Genomic DNA, 13066 nt, shown 5'->3' with positions numbered 1-13066 from the left:
TACCCACGTAATCTCGCAGCGGATTATCCGTCAGCGGATCGATTCACCGGTGAGAATCCCCTGTGAGACCGGCACGGTGCGGCGCCCGCCACGACTCCCGGACTCCCCGACGCCCCCGCGTCTCCCGCCGTGCCACCGTACGGTGTCACCTCTGCGGGCCGGGCGGCTCACAGAAGGCTCACAGAACCTCTCCGGAATCACGCAACCTGCTGCCGCAGGATTCGTCACATGATCGAATTACGGCAGCTGACCAAGCACTACGGCCGGACCACGGCGGTGGACGGCCTGAGCTTCGACGTCAGACCGGGTATGGTCACCGGATTCCTCGGCCCGAACGGTGCGGGCAAGACCACCACGATGCGGATGATCCTGGGTCTCGACGCGCCGACCAACGGCACGGCCACGATCCGGGGGCGCCGCTACGCCGACCTCCCCGCACCGATGCGCGAGGTCGGCGCGCTCCTGGACGCCCGCGCGGTGCACCCGGGCAGGAGCGTCCTCAACCATCTGAAATCCCTGGCGCAGAGCAACGGCATCGCGCGGAACCGGATCGAGGAGGTGCTCGGGCTCGTCGGGCTCGCCCAGATCGCCGACCGGCCCGCGGGCAGGTTGTCCCTGGGCATGAGCCAACGGCTCGGCATCGCCGCGGCCCTGCTCGGAGACCCGGAGGTGCTGCTGTTCGACGAGCCGGTCAACGGGCTCGACCCGGAGGGGGTCGTGTGGATCCGCACCCTCATGCGGGACCTCGCCGCCGAGGGCCGTACGGTCCTGGTCTCCAGCCACCTGATGAGCGAGATGGCGCTGACCGCCGACCATCTGGTCGTCATCGGCCGCGGCCGGCTGCTCGCCGACGTCGAGCTCGCCGAGTTCATCCGGTCGAGCTCGCGGGAGAGCGTGCTGGTGCGCACTCCGGACGCGGAGGAGCTCGCCTGCCGGTTGCGCGACGCCGGCGCGGCCGTACGGCCGGGCGCGGACGACACGCTGGTGGCGGAAGGGCTGGAGAGCGCGGTGATCGGAAAGGTCGCGCTGGCCCACGGGGTGGTGCTGCACGAGCTGACGCCGCACCGGATCTCCCTTGAGGAGGCGTACATGGAACTCACCCGCGACAGCGTGGAGTTCGGCGCGGTCGAAGGGAGCGGGCGATGACCGCGTTGACCGGATCGACCGGGCCGACCGGGCCGACTCGGGCGACCAGAACGACCGGGGTGACCGGGCCGACCGGGGTGACTGCGTCCTTCGCCACCGCCCTGCTCTCGGAGTGGACCAAGTTCCGCACCATCCGCGTCACCGGGTACGTGCTGGCCGGCGCCTTCGTGGTCACATTCTGCTACGCCTATCTCTTCGGCACCGCGAACGGCAGGGCCTACCTGGGCTCCTCCCCCGCGGAGCAGGCGTCCTTCGACCCCCGCGAGACCGCTTTCCGCGCCCTCGCCCTCGTGCAGCTGCTCGTCAGCGCCGTGGGCGTGCTGACCGTCACCTCCGAGTACGCCGCCGGAACGATGCCGGCCAGCGTGACCGCCGTTCCCCGCCGGGGGCGGCTCGTGGCGGGCAAGGCGGCCGTCATCACGCTGATCATGCTTGTCTGCGGCCCGCTCATGGCTCTCGGATCCTTCCTGATCAGCCAGACGCTGCTCGCCGCCCAGGGCGCTCCGAGCCTCCCGCTGACGGCCCCGGGCGTGCCTGGATCGATCATGGGTGGCGGGCTGTACCTGACCCTGATCGGCCTGTACGGCGTCGCCATGGGTTTCCTGCTGCGCAGGACGGCGGGGGCGGTCACCCTCGGCTCGTTCCTGTTGCTGCTGCCCGCCTCGGCGCCCCTCTTCCCCGACCGGCTGGCCGAATGGGTCGTGACGTACTGGCCGAGCAGCGCGGGCATGAGCATGTTCGCCCCCGCCCTGTCCTCCGGCAGCCTCCCGTCCCATCTGGGATCCGCCCTGCTCGGCGCGGCCGTGCTGGCCCTGCTGGCGGGCGCGTTCGCCGTCTTCCGCTCACGGGACGTCTGATCCCGGGACGCCCGAGGCGGTGTGCCGATCTTTATCCTCGGAGGGAACGCCCGTCCCGAAGGGAACACGGCCGGAGGAAACCGGTCCCGGGAGGAGACGAATGGACGGACACCGGCTGCTGGTGGTCGACGACGAGCCCGTGGTGCGTGAGCTGCTCTCGGCCACCCTGCGCTTCGCCGGTTACACGGTCAGCTCCGCCGCCACGGGTTCCGCGGCGCTGGAGGCCGCCCGGCACGACCCACCCGACCTGGTCCTGCTGGACGTGATGTTGCCGGACCTGGACGGCTTCGAGGTCATCCGCCGCCTCAGGGAGCTTCCCCGGCCGCTGAGCGCCGGCCGGCCGGGCCAGATCCCCGTGTTGTTCCTCACCGCCCGGGACGCCGCGGCGGACAAGGTCAACGGACTGCGGCTGGGCGGCGACGACTACGTGACCAAGCCGTTCGACCTGGAGGAGCTGCTGGCCCGGATCCAGGCGGTGCTCCGCCGTACGGGGCTCGCGCCCGACGACCGCACGCTCCGGGCCGGTGATCTGGAGCTCGACCCGGACGGCCACCAGGTGTCCCGGGCCGGCCGTCCGGTACGGCTGTCGCCCACCGAGTTCCGGCTGCTGCACTACCTGATCCTGAACGCGGGCAAGGCGGTCTCCAAGGCCCAGATCCTCGAACACGTCTGGCAGTACGACTTCGCGGGCGACTCCAGCATCGTCGACACCTACGTGAGCTACCTGCGACGCAAGATCGACACTGTCGAGCCCAAGCTCATCCACACCCTGCACGGCGTCGGATACGTGCTGCGCAGGCCCAGGGCATGACGGAGAAGGGAGCGGCCGCGCCGGCGGACTCCGGCGGGCCGGCGCGGCGCCTCCGGGGTCTTCCGGCCAGAGGCCTTTCGTCCATGGGTCTCTCGCTCAGGGGGCGTCTCCTGCTGATCACCACGGCCCTGCTGGTGGCCGGGCTGGTGGTCAGCAGCACGGTCGCGATCGCCGCCCTCCGCTCCCACCTGGTCAGCCGGGTGGACAGGCAGCTGAAACCGCTGGCGGCGCTGCTGGCGCGCGTCGCTCCCGAAGCGGTGCCGCCCACCTCCCAGGAGAGCGGGCGGGCCGCCCTGCGCATGCTCCCGGGCATGGACATCCTCGACCAGGTGCACATCGTCTACCTCGCACCCGACGGGACCTCTCAGTATCAGACAAGCCTGGTGGCACGGGGTCAGGGGCAGGGGCCACGGCTCCCGGCACTCGACGCCGGGGTCGTCGCCCAGCTGGGCGGCCGGCCCTTCGACGTGCCGGGGCCGAGCTCCGGTGCCCCGAACTGGCGGGTGGTCGCGGTGCCCCGGGCCGCGCAGCAGTCACCGCCGAACCGCGCGCTCCCCCCGGAGGACGGCGGTGCGGAGGACGGCAGCGCGGAGGACGGCAGTGCGGAGGACGGCGGTGCGGAGGACAGGAGCACGGAGAGCGGCAGCGTCGTCGTGGCCGCGTCGATGGAGGGCGTACGGTCCACCCTCACCCGGCTGGCCCTGGTCTGCCTCGTCACGTTGATCGTGCTGATCGCGCTGCTGGCCGTGATCGGCTGGTTCGCGATCGGGCGAGGGCTGCGACCGCTGCGCGGGATCGAGGAGACCGCGGCCGCCATCGCCGGAGGCGACCTGTCGCGGCGGGTCCCCGACCTCGCGGCGCCGGGCACCGAGGTGAGCCGCCTGTCGGCCGCGCTCAACGGCATGCTCGGTCAGCTGGAGAGCGCCTTCACCAGCCGGGAGGCGTCGGAGGCCCGGATGCGGCGCTTCGTCGCGGACGCCAGCCACGAGCTGCGCACACCGCTCTTCGGGATCAAGGGCTTCTCCGAGCTGCACCGGATGGGCGGCCTGCCCGACGTCGACCGGGCCATGCGCCGCATCGAGAGCGAGGCCGGGCGCCTGGCCCGGCTGATCGAGGACCTGCTCCTGCTGGCCCGCCTGGACGAGGGCGAGAGCGCTCCGCCGATGGAGCTCGCCCCGATGGACCTGCGCACGCTCGCCGTCGACGCCCACCACGACCTGCAGGCGCTGGACCCCGCCCGCCGCATCGCCTTGACCGGCCCGGACGGCGGCCTCCCCGGAAAGGCCCCGGTCCACGGTGACGAGGCCAGGCTCCGGCAGGTGACGGCCAACCTCGTCGGCAACGCCGTCGCCCACACCCCGCCGGGCACCCCGGTCCGGATCGGGGTCGGCATGGCCGGGGACGAGGCCGTACTGGTGATCGAGGACACCGGCCCCGGAATGACCGCCGAGCAGGCGGCACGCGTGTTCGATCGTTTCTACCGCGTGGAGGACTCGCGCAGCCGTGCCGCGGGCGGCGGCGCGGGCCTCGGCCTGGCCATCGTCAGCTCCATCGTCACCGCCCACGGCGGCCGCGTGGACCTGCGCACCGCTCCCGGGCGGGGGGCCGCCTTCCGCGTGGCCCTCCCCGCGGTCCCCGACCCCGCGGTCCCCGACCCCGCGATTTCCGACCCCGCGGTCTCCGACTCCGCGCCATGAGGCGTCCGGGGTCGCGGGAGATCCGGCCCCGGCGGGGTCGTTCCGTGCGGTCGCGCCCTCTCATCCGGACGCGCCCCGGGTGAGCTCGGCAAGGAGCTCCTCCTTGCGCTCGGCGGGGATGAGACGCCAGTCGACGTCGGCCAGTGCGCCCTCCATCGCCCACAGGGCGTTCAGCGACAACCCCGGGACGGCGGCGTCCTGAAGCCGCCGGTAGACCTCCACCGCGCCCAGCTCGGCCAGCCGATCGACGTCGTGGACCCCCACTCGCCCCAGCAACTCTTCGCTCGTGGGTCCCAGGTTGCGCAGGTCCCTGATCCTCATCCCACCGTCCTCGTGCCCGGCCCCGCCGGTCCGCGCCGGTCCGCGCCGGTCTGCTGCTCTGCCGGCCCCTGACAGGCAGCCTAGGGAGGGGCTCCGACAGAACGGGGGAGCAGCTCCCGATCGCCACTTATAAAAGTATTGACTTATATAAGTCACAGCTGGCATAGTCGAGACGAGGGATCTTCGTCCGCCGCCGTGGACTCCGCCGGCGACGCCCCCGGAACCCACGACAACCCCGACACCAGGGAGCAGAAGACCATGATCGATATCGCTGCCCAGATCAAGACCGTCCACCGCGAGGTCGGCATCCGGTCGATCGACGGCACCGAGAACGTCGCCGTCCTGCTGCGGCGCGACTACGACGCGCCGGTCCGGGAGGTGTGGGAGGCCCTGACCGACCCCGGCCACGTCAAGCGCTGGTTCTACCCGCTCGGCGGCGACCTGCGCCCCGGCGGCACCTTCCAGCTGGAGGGCAACGCGGGAGGCCGGATCCTGCACTGCGAACCGCATCACCTGCTCAGGGTGACCTTCGGAGCCGAGACCAGCGTGGTCGAGCTGCGCCTGTCCCCCGGAGGGGAGGGCTCCACCACCCTCGAACTCGAGCACACCGTTCCCCTGGAGATGGCCGGCAGCGGCGCGGGCGCGCTCTACGTCGGGCCCGGGTGGGACGGCGCCTTCCTGGCGCTGGGCCTGTTCGTCGCGGGAGAGGTCGCCGACGATCCCGTCGCGGCGGCGAACTCGCCCGAGGCGCAGGAGTTCTCCCGGCAGTCGGTCAAGGCCTGGACCGCGGCGATCGAGGACTCGGGCACCGCCGGCCCCGACGACATCGCCGCGGCGGTCGAGGCCTCGCTCGCGCAGTTCTCCCCGGACACCGCCCCGTCCGGCCCGGACGACCAGGCCTGACCGGACGGCCGCGCCTGACCGGACGGCCGCGCCTGACCGGGCAGCGGACCGCGGGGGAACCCGGCCTCCCATCGCGCGGGTCGGCCGGGTGGAGGGGCACCGGGAGGATCAGGGATGTCCGGGTGCCCGCGGGACGAGCAGTCCCCGGTTGAACGCCTCGGCGACGGCGGCGGCGCGGTCGTTGACGCCGAGCTTGGCGTAGATGTTCAGCAGGTGGCTCTTGACGGTGGCCTCGGTGATGAACAGCCGGGCGGCCGTCTCACGGTTGGTGTTGCCGGCCGCCATGAGCTGGAGGACCTCCAGTTCCCGCTGGCTGAGCAGCTGCGGCGCCGGGGTCTTGACCCGGTTCATCAGCCGCGCCGCCACCGCGGGCGACAACACGCTCTCGCCCCGGGCCGCGGCGCGCGCCCCGCGCAGCAACTCCTCCCGGGGGGAGTCCTTGAGCAGGTAGCCGGTCGCGCCGGCCTCGATCGCCGGCAGGACGTGGGTGTCGGTGTCGTAGGTCGTCAGCACCAGGACGCGCGCGGTGACGCCGCGCCGGGCCAGCTCGGTGATGGCGGTCAGCCCGTCCATGCCGGGCATGCGCAGATCCATCAGGATCACGTCGGGCCGGAGCTCCTCGGCCAGCCGTACGGCGGCGGCACCGTCCGTGGCCTGGCCCAGCACCTCGAAGCCGGGCGCGGCGGCGAACATGCTGCTCAGCCCGTCCCGGACGATGGGGTGGTCGTCGGCGATCAGCAACCGGATCGGGGGCCCGGTCGTGGGCTCGGTCGTGTGCTCGGTCATGCGTGGCTCCCGGTCGGCAGGAAGGGGACACGGGCCGAGATCCCGGTGCCGCCGCCGGGCTCGGACTCGATGCGCAGGCTTCCGGACAGCTCTTCGACGCGCTGCCGCATGATGGTCAGGCCGAACCCGCCGCCGTCGCGGGACGGCGGCCCGTCGTTCCCGGACGTCCCGGCTCCGAGACCCGCGGAGTCGAAGCCCCTGCCGTCGTCACGCACGTCCAGGGCCACCTCGTTCTCCAGGTAGGACAGCGTCACCCCGACCCTGGTCGCGCCCGCGTGCTTGGCCACGTTGGCCAGCGCCTCCTGCGCCGTGCGCAGCAGCGCGAACTCCGCCTCCGGCGTCATCTGCCGTACCGTGCCGGTCGTGGTGACCTGGACGGCGAGCCCGTGCAGCTTCGACCACCGGTCGGCGACATCGGCGAGCGCGTCGCTCAGGCGCGCGGTCTCCAGCGATTCGGGCCGCAGCGCGTCGACCGAGCGCCGGGCCTCGGCCAGGCTCTCCCGGGCCAGCTGCTTGACGGCCTCGAAGGGCCGGACCCACGGCTGCGGGACCTCGTGCATCTGCTCGGCGGCCTGGAGCTGCGCGATGATCCCGGTGAGCCCCTGCGCCAGCGTGTCGTGGATCTCGCGGGCCATCCGCTGGCGCTCGTCGAGCACCCCCGCCTCCCGGGCCTGGGCCAGCAGCTGGGCGTGCAGGCCGGCGTTCTCGGCGAGGGTCGCCTCCAGCAGCCGGTTCGTCCGGCTCAGTTCGGCCAGGGCCTGCTCGCGCTGCTCCTGCTGGACCTCGGCGGCCCGCAGGACCCAGGCGGTGCCGCCCATGAGGACGACGTTGGCGGCGATGATGCCCAGGGCCATCAGCGTTCCGGACGCGGTGGCGGTGTCCAGGTTGGAGGCCTGGGCGCCTCCCGCCACCACCGCCACCGCGGCCACGCCCGCCAGCCGCCACGGCCAGCGCAGGAGGGTGAAGGCGTAGATGTAGGGGGCGGGGGTGAACAACCCGAAGGCGGGGTCCCGTACCACCAGGAGCGCTGTGATCACCAGGAGCCCGGTGAAGAACACCCCCATGATCCGCGGCCGTCCCCACCAGGCGGGGCGCAGGGTGAACATGCCGAGCATCCACGCCGCGGCCAGGGCGCACAGGCCGAGATCGATGGGCAGGGAGTCGCTCGTCGGATACCGGGCGATCACCTTGAAGGCGACCAGGGCGGTCAGCAACGTGTACGGCACCGCCGTGACCAGGAGAAACGGTAGCTCTTCCCGTGCGACCCCGGCGCTCGGCTCCGGCCTGCCCATGATTGCCTCCTCCCTGTTCAAGATCTTCTTCTTCGCGCCGAGTCTATTCCTCATGTAACCGGTGGATTCCGGTTACTCCCACCGGAACCAGCGGATCGCGACGACCGTGCCGCCGACCGCGTAGGCCGCCAGCGTCAGCAGGGGTCCGGCGGAGGGGAAGGAGCCCAGGTAGGCGTCCTGGAAGGCCTGCATGCCGGCGCCGAGCGGGGTGTAGTGGCTGATGGTCTGCAGCATCTCGGGCATCTGCGCGACCGGCACCCACAGGCCGGCGAAGAACATCATCGGGAAGAACAGCACCGTGCCGATCGCCGTGGCCGGGCCGCGTCCGGGAGCGAGCGCGGTGATCATCAGGCCGATGGACAGCAGGGCGGCGGCTGCCAGCAGCCAGGCGAAGACGAAGCCGAAGACGTTCCGCGGCAGGTCGATGCCGAAGCCGAACCCGGCCACCGCCAGGAACAGCGCCGTCGCCACCAGCGCGATGGCGGAGTTGGCCACCAGCTGGGCGGCCAATACCCGGACCGGGCCGACGGGGGTGGTGCGCATGCGGCGCAGCACACCGTTCTCCCGGTAGCCCGCCAGCGTGGTCGGCAGCGCGCTCAGGGCCAGGATCGCCAGGTTGAACAAGATCAGGACAGGTACGTACAGATCGAAGTAGGTCAGGCTGCCGCCGGCCTCCACGGGTTCCCGCAGGGCGGGCACCATGCCCAAGATGATCAACACGATGAGGGGGCAGCCGACGCCCCACAGGGGGCCGACCTTGTCGCGGATGCTCAGCGTGCTCTCGGTCTTGATGAGCCGCCAGGTGGCGGAAGGACGCTTGGCGGCGATCGGGGCGGTGGCGGTGTTCAGAGCGGACATGGGTACGGCCTTCTCTCTGTGGATCGTGCGATGCGGGTCTGTGCGGGGGCCGGCGCGGGGTCGGTGCGGGCCGGGCGTCTAGTGGGAGGCCAGGTGCTTGCCGGTCAGCTGGACGAAGGCCTCCTCCAGGCTGGCCTGCTCGATGCGCAGCCGTTCGGCCACGATCTGGTTGCGGGCCAGAGCGGCGGTGACGGCGGTGAGCACGTTCTCGTCGCCGTGGACGACGAGCAGTTCGCCCCGGCGCGTGACGCGGGAGACCTCGGGCAGGCCGGTCAGCAGCCGCTCGTCCAGCGGCCGGGACGGGCGGAACTGGATGCGCTGCTCGATGTGGGCCCGTGCGGTCAGACCGGCGGGGGTGTCCACCGCCATGACACGGCCGGCGTCGATCAGCGCCAGCCGGTCGCACAACCGCTCGGCCTCCTCCATGAAGTGGGTGACCAGCACGATCGTCACCCCGCGGGCGCGCACCTCCTCGATCAGCTCCCAGGTGTCACGCCGGGCCTGCGGGTCCAGCCCGGTGGTGAGCTCGTCCAGGATCGCCACCCGGGGGTTGCCGAGCAGCGCCAGCGCGATCGACAGGCGCTGCTTCTGACCGCCGGACAGCTTGGCGTACGCGGTCTTGGCCTTGTCCGCCAGGTTGAGGCCGTGCATCAGTGCGCGCCAGTCGGCCGGGTCGCGGTAGAAGGAGCTGTACAGCTCCAGGGCCTCGGCCACCTTCAGCCGCTCGGGAAGCTGACCGGCCTGCAGCTGCACGCCGAGCCGCCGGGTCAGTTCGGCGCGGTCCCGGCGGGGGTCGAGCCCGCACACCGTGATCTCGCCCCGGTCGGGGGTGCGCAGACCCGCGATGCACTCCACGGTCGTCGTCTTTCCGGCGCCGTTCGGGCCGAGGATCCCGAAAATCTCGCCCTCCTGCACGGTGAGGGAGACGTCCTCGACCGCGACCTTGTCGGCGTAGCGCTTGTGGAGGTTCCGTACCTCGATCACGGCTGGCATGGGGGTGTCCTTTCGGGCTGGTCCGTCGCCGTTCGGCGTACCTTCAGCCTGCTGGACCGGCGCTTTTCCCAACACCGACCGGCAGACGGGACCTGATCGCCGAACGGTGGGGACGCCGAATCAGCCGATCGGTGGATTGCCGCCCAGGCGGGGAGGACACGGGTAGGGCCCTCCCCATGGATCGGGAAGGGCCACAGGGCGGGAAAGCTCAGAGAGCGGGAAGGATCACAGGGCGAGGGCGGCCAGCGCGGCGTCGACGGCGACGGTCCTGACCTCGTCGAACGGGAGCGCGGCGTGCTCCACCACGCAGTCCGACATGCCGCCGAGCGCCACGGTCGCGCGGATCCGCCCGGCGGTGGAGGGCTCGGGCCCCAGCAGGAGCGCGGTCAGCCTCTTGCGCCACTCCCATATGCGGTCCACCAGGTCGAGGGCGACCAGCGTGGCCGGATCGCGCAGGATCATCATGAACACCTCGCGGTGCTGCCAGGCGAGGGCGAAGTAGTCCTCAAGCAGCTGCCGAGCGTCTCCGGGCCGGCGCTCCGCGACGAACGCCTCCAGGTCGTCCATGAACGGCTGGATGATGCTCCGGACCAGGTCGTCCCGTGACGTGAAGTGGTAGTAGAGGGCCGGTTTGGTGATGCCGAGCCGGTCGGCGATCTGCTTCAGGCTGGTGTTCTGCACACCCTGCTCCAGGAAGAGCTCGCGTGCCGCCGCCTGGATGCGCGCCTTGGTGTCCGAGGGCCTCACCATGGATCAAGAGTAGCGCTTACCTATCGTTAAGTAAGCCTTGCGCGCGCCCCCGGGACCGTGCTTACCTATCGTTGGGTAAGGAGCTTACCTTCCGTTAAGTAAGGAGATGTCATGCGGGTCCTCGTCTCCGGGGCCAGCGTCGCCGGTCCCGTCCTGGCCCACTGGCTCGCGCGGTACGGCTTCACCGTCACCGTGGTCGAACGGGCCCCGGCGCTGCGCAAGGCAGGCGGGCACGCGGTCGACCTGTTCCGCCCGGCCATGGACATCGCCGACCGGATGGGTCTCGCCGAACGGATCCAGGCCCGCAGGACCGGCACCGAGAGGCTGGCGTTCCGCACCGCGGGCGGCGACCGCCCGTACGAGGCGGAGGTCGGAAGGCTGATACGCATCATGTCCGACCGGCACGTCGAGATCATGCGGGACGATCTGAGCGAGATCCTCTACGAGGCCACCCGGCACGATGTGGAGTACCTCTTCGGCGACTCCATCGCCGCCATCACCGAGGAGCCCGGCGGTGTCGAGGTCACCTTCGAGCGGGGACCGGCCCGCGGGTTCGACCTGGTGATCGGGGCCGACGGGCTGCACTCCAACGTCCGGCGCCTGGTCTTCGGCCCGGAGTCGCGCTTCTCCACCTGGATCGGCGCCTACCTGGCGGTCATGTCGCTCCCCAACTACCTGGGCCTGCGCGACCGCATGGAGGGGGTGACGGACGTGAACAAGCTGGTGGGCATGTACGGCGGGGCACACCTGGACGACGCCCGCGCGATCTTCATGTTCCGCCCCGCCGCCGAGCTCGACTACCACCACCGGGACGTCGGGCGGCAGAAGGAGCTGCTGCGCGAGAACTTCGCCGGGATGGGCTGGGAGGTGCCCCGCCTGATCGGTGAGGAGCTCGACCGCGCCTCGACCTTCTACTTCGACTCGATCACCCAGCTGCGCATGGACACCTGGTCCCGGGGCCGGGTGAGCCTGGTCGGCGACGCCGGTTACTGCCCGGGTCCCGCGGTCGGCGGCAGCACCAGCCTGGCCGTCGTGGGCGCCTACGTCCTGGCCGGCGAGCTGGCCGAGGCCCGCGGCGACCACACCCGGGCGTTCCCGGCCTACGAGCGGGAGATCGGCGACTACGTACGGCGCAGCCGCACCTTCGCCGTCGGCGCCGCCAGGCGGCTCATCCCCCGCAGCCGCCTGGACCTGTGGGCCATGGTCCAGGGGATCCGGCTGGTCGATCACGTCCCCGTACCGATCCTCCGCGCCCTGACCGGCCTCGGCGGCAGGGGGGTGCGACTGCACGACGAGGTCGCGCTGAAGAGCTACCCGCGGGGACGCGTGGTGGGAACGGACGCCGTCAGGTGACCGGGGTCAGTCCTCGTCCCGCTCCGCCGCGGAACGGATCGCGGCGGTGGGCGTCCCGGCCCGGCATGTCAAGGTGACCGTGGCCGTCCGGTCGTCGGACTCGAAGACCACGGAGGCGGTGGCGGCGGGTCCCCGCTCGACCTCGTCGACGCCGTACCCGGGAGCAGGCGTCCAGGAGAGCAGCAGGACCCGGTCCGCGTCGCAGGCGGCGGTCACCGCACCCTCGGCGTAGGAGAAATTCCCGATGGCCCGGTACGGCCCGGCCGCGCTCGGAGGCGCCGCGACCGGAGGCGCGGAGGCGGTGGCCAGGACCCGTTCGACCTCCTCGGGAGTCATCGAGCGGACGGCCTGGCCGGTGATGTCGGTGCCGATCAGGGACACCGCCCAGATGCCGGCGAGCGTGGTGAGCACGGCCGCCGCGAGCCAGCCGCCCGCGGCCAGCAGCAGCCCCCGGCTCACCGGCGCGCCGTCCTGCCGGCTGCGGCCGGGGAACCCCTGTCGTGCCCGCATCGGCAGATCGACCGCCCTTCCGGTGTCTTCCGCGGTTCCCGGGGAACTTCCCCCCCTGGTCAGGATCATCACCCCGGTCAGGAGAGGTCGGTGTTCACCGTGGCCCACCTGCTTCTCGTCGAGGACGACGCCCAGGTGCGATCCGCGCTGACCCGGGCGCTGGCCGAGCACGGCCACGCCGTGGTCTCGGCCGCCGCGGGGATGCCCGGGCTCACCCTCGCCCTGGAGGAGCGGCCCGACCTGGTCGTGCTCGACCTGGGCCTGCCGGATCTCGACGGCTGCGAGGTCCTGCGCATGCTCCGCGCCGTCAGCGCCGTCCCGGTCATCGTGGCGACCGCGCGCGACGCCGAGCCGGAGATCGTCCGGGCGCTGGACGCCGGTGCCGACGACTACGTCGTCAAACCGTTCAGCGCGGCCCAGCTGGACGCGCGGATCCGGGCCGTGCTGCGCCGGGGCCGCGACACCGGCGCCGAGACGGCGCCGCTCCGGGTCGGCGGCCTGCGCATCGAGCCCGCGGGCCGGGAGGTCTTCCTCGACGGGGTCCGCCTGGACCTGACGCCCAAGGAGTTCGACCTGCTGCACTACCTGGCGCTCCGCCCCGGCCAGGTCGTCTCCAAGCGGGAGCTGCTGACCGAGGTGTGGCGGATGGCGTACGGCGGCGCGGACAAGACCGTGGACGTCCACCTGTCGTGGCTGCGCCGAAAGCTCGGCGAGAACGCCCACCGCCCCCGCTACCTGCAGACCGTCCACGGGGTCGGCGTGAAGATCGTCGATCCGGAGGGGTGAGGA

The 13066-nt window shown here is 72.0% G+C and carries 14 protein-coding genes; 7 read left to right on the top strand and 7 right to left on the bottom strand.

What is annotated here, in order from left to right; translation table 11 throughout:
- The first annotated feature begins 228 nt into the window (after positions 1-228).
- From IEZ08_RS14330 to IEZ08_RS14315, 4 genes are all read left to right on the top strand, one after another.
- Positions 229-1146 (top strand): ABC transporter ATP-binding protein, encoded by a 918-nt coding sequence (locus IEZ08_RS14330; protein WP_068927984.1) that lies wholly within the window; start codon positions 229-231, stop codon positions 1144-1146.
- A complete protein-coding gene (locus IEZ08_RS14325; RefSeq protein ID WP_084780795.1) occupies positions 1143-2003 on the top strand; it encodes a hypothetical protein in 861 nt (286 codons plus the stop codon). The genes IEZ08_RS14330 and IEZ08_RS14325 overlap by 4 nt, the downstream gene beginning before the upstream one ends.
- A gap of 100 nt (positions 2004-2103) precedes the next feature.
- Positions 2104-2814: a response regulator transcription factor gene (locus IEZ08_RS14320; protein ID WP_068927985.1), complete on the top strand. Its 711-nt coding sequence runs from the start codon at positions 2104-2106 to the stop codon at positions 2812-2814.
- Between the two features lie 83 nt (positions 2815-2897).
- Positions 2898-4511, top strand: a complete 1614-nt coding sequence (locus IEZ08_RS14315) for a sensor histidine kinase (RefSeq protein ID WP_189242293.1) — start codon at positions 2898-2900, stop codon at positions 4509-4511.
- Positions 4512-4571: 60 nt separating this feature from the next.
- On the opposite strand, the gene IEZ08_RS14310 is transcribed toward IEZ08_RS14315, so the two are convergent.
- Complete coding sequence (locus IEZ08_RS14310; protein WP_068927986.1) at positions 4572-4832, bottom strand: TfoX/Sxy family protein; 261 nt, start codon at positions 4830-4832, stop codon at positions 4572-4574.
- A 258-nt stretch (positions 4833-5090) separates the two neighbouring features.
- Between IEZ08_RS14310 and IEZ08_RS14305 the strand changes: the two genes are divergently transcribed.
- A complete protein-coding gene (locus IEZ08_RS14305) occupies positions 5091-5735 on the top strand; it encodes an SRPBCC domain-containing protein (protein WP_189242292.1) in 645 nt (214 codons plus the stop codon).
- A gap of 108 nt (positions 5736-5843) precedes the next feature.
- Here the strand turns inward: IEZ08_RS14305 and IEZ08_RS14300 are convergent, their stop codons facing one another.
- The 5 genes from IEZ08_RS14300 to IEZ08_RS14280 all read right to left on the bottom strand — a co-directional run bounded on the left by IEZ08_RS14300 (position 5844) and on the right by IEZ08_RS14280 (position 10414).
- Entirely contained in the window at positions 5844-6521 is a 678-nt protein-coding gene (locus IEZ08_RS14300; protein ID WP_189242291.1) for a response regulator transcription factor, read from the bottom strand.
- Complete coding sequence (locus IEZ08_RS14295; RefSeq protein WP_068927988.1) at positions 6518-7813, bottom strand: sensor histidine kinase; 1296 nt, start codon at positions 7811-7813, stop codon at positions 6518-6520. The genes IEZ08_RS14300 and IEZ08_RS14295 overlap by 4 nt, the downstream gene beginning before the upstream one ends.
- 72 nt (positions 7814-7885) lie before the next feature.
- The gene (locus tag IEZ08_RS14290; protein ID WP_068927989.1) at positions 7886-8671 is read right to left on the bottom strand and encodes an ABC transporter permease; all 786 of its coding nucleotides are present in this window, start codon (positions 8669-8671) and stop codon (positions 7886-7888) included.
- 78 nt (positions 8672-8749) lie between these two features.
- Positions 8750-9664 (bottom strand): ABC transporter ATP-binding protein, encoded by a 915-nt coding sequence (locus IEZ08_RS14285; RefSeq protein ID WP_068927990.1) that lies wholly within the window; start codon positions 9662-9664, stop codon positions 8750-8752.
- Positions 9665-9889: 225 nt separating this feature from the next.
- Entirely contained in the window at positions 9890-10414 is a 525-nt protein-coding gene (locus IEZ08_RS14280) for a TetR/AcrR family transcriptional regulator (protein WP_068927991.1), read from the bottom strand.
- Positions 10415-10525: 111 nt separating this feature from the next.
- Here IEZ08_RS14280 and IEZ08_RS14275 point away from each other — a divergent pair, with 111 nt between their 5' ends.
- The gene (locus IEZ08_RS14275) at positions 10526-11767 is read left to right on the top strand and encodes an FAD-dependent monooxygenase (protein ID WP_189242290.1); all 1242 of its coding nucleotides are present in this window, start codon (positions 10526-10528) and stop codon (positions 11765-11767) included.
- A gap of 6 nt (positions 11768-11773) precedes the next feature.
- On the opposite strand, the gene IEZ08_RS14270 is transcribed toward IEZ08_RS14275, so the two are convergent.
- Complete coding sequence (locus tag IEZ08_RS14270; RefSeq protein ID WP_229803102.1) at positions 11774-12277, bottom strand: hypothetical protein; 504 nt, start codon at positions 12275-12277, stop codon at positions 11774-11776.
- Positions 12278-12376: 99 nt separating this feature from the next.
- Here IEZ08_RS14270 and IEZ08_RS14265 point away from each other — a divergent pair, with 99 nt between their 5' ends.
- Positions 12377-13063, top strand: coding sequence for a response regulator transcription factor (locus tag IEZ08_RS14265; RefSeq protein WP_068929275.1), 687 nt, complete (start codon positions 12377-12379; stop codon positions 13061-13063).
- Positions 13064-13066: the final 3 nt, after the last annotated feature.

The sequence above is a fragment of the Planobispora rosea genome (assembly GCF_014648175.1).
Lineage (GTDB): Bacteria > Actinomycetota > Actinomycetes > Streptosporangiales > Streptosporangiaceae > Planobispora > Planobispora rosea.
The sequence above is the reverse complement of the archived record's forward strand: the minus strand, read 5'-3'. Positions and strand labels throughout refer to the sequence as shown.

Bases quoted from the DNA above. Each gene is read 5' to 3' on its own strand.
- IEZ08_RS14290 (WP_068927989.1), bottom strand. From the start codon at position 8,671: ATGTCCGCTCTGAACACCGCCACCGCCCCGATCGCCGCCAAGCGTCCT.
- IEZ08_RS14295 (WP_068927988.1), bottom strand. From the start codon at position 7,813: ATGGGCAGGCCGGAGCCGAGCGCCGGGGTCGCACGGGAAGAGCTACCG.
- IEZ08_RS14320 (WP_068927985.1), top strand. From the start codon at position 2,104: ATGGACGGACACCGGCTGCTGGTGGTCGACGACGAGCCCGTGGTGCGT.
- IEZ08_RS14285 (WP_068927990.1), bottom strand. From the start codon at position 9,664: ATGCCAGCCGTGATCGAGGTACGGAACCTCCACAAGCGCTACGCCGAC.
- IEZ08_RS14275 (WP_189242290.1), top strand. From the start codon at position 10,526: ATGCGGGTCCTCGTCTCCGGGGCCAGCGTCGCCGGTCCCGTCCTGGCC.
- IEZ08_RS14310 (WP_068927986.1), bottom strand. From the start codon at position 4,832: ATGAGGATCAGGGACCTGCGCAACCTGGGACCCACGAGCGAAGAGTTG.
- IEZ08_RS14305 (WP_189242292.1), top strand. From the start codon at position 5,091: ATGATCGATATCGCTGCCCAGATCAAGACCGTCCACCGCGAGGTCGGC.
- IEZ08_RS14270 (WP_229803102.1), bottom strand. From the start codon at position 12,277: ATGCGGGCACGACAGGGGTTCCCCGGCCGCAGCCGGCAGGACGGCGCG.
- IEZ08_RS14315 (WP_189242293.1), top strand. From the start codon at position 2,898: ATGGGTCTCTCGCTCAGGGGGCGTCTCCTGCTGATCACCACGGCCCTG.
- IEZ08_RS14325 (WP_084780795.1), top strand. From the start codon at position 1,143: ATGACCGCGTTGACCGGATCGACCGGGCCGACCGGGCCGACTCGGGCG.
- IEZ08_RS14330 (WP_068927984.1), top strand. From the start codon at position 229: ATGATCGAATTACGGCAGCTGACCAAGCACTACGGCCGGACCACGGCG.
- IEZ08_RS14280 (WP_068927991.1), bottom strand. From the start codon at position 10,414: ATGGTGAGGCCCTCGGACACCAAGGCGCGCATCCAGGCGGCGGCACGC.
- IEZ08_RS14300 (WP_189242291.1), bottom strand. From the start codon at position 6,521: ATGACCGAGCACACGACCGAGCCCACGACCGGGCCCCCGATCCGGTTG.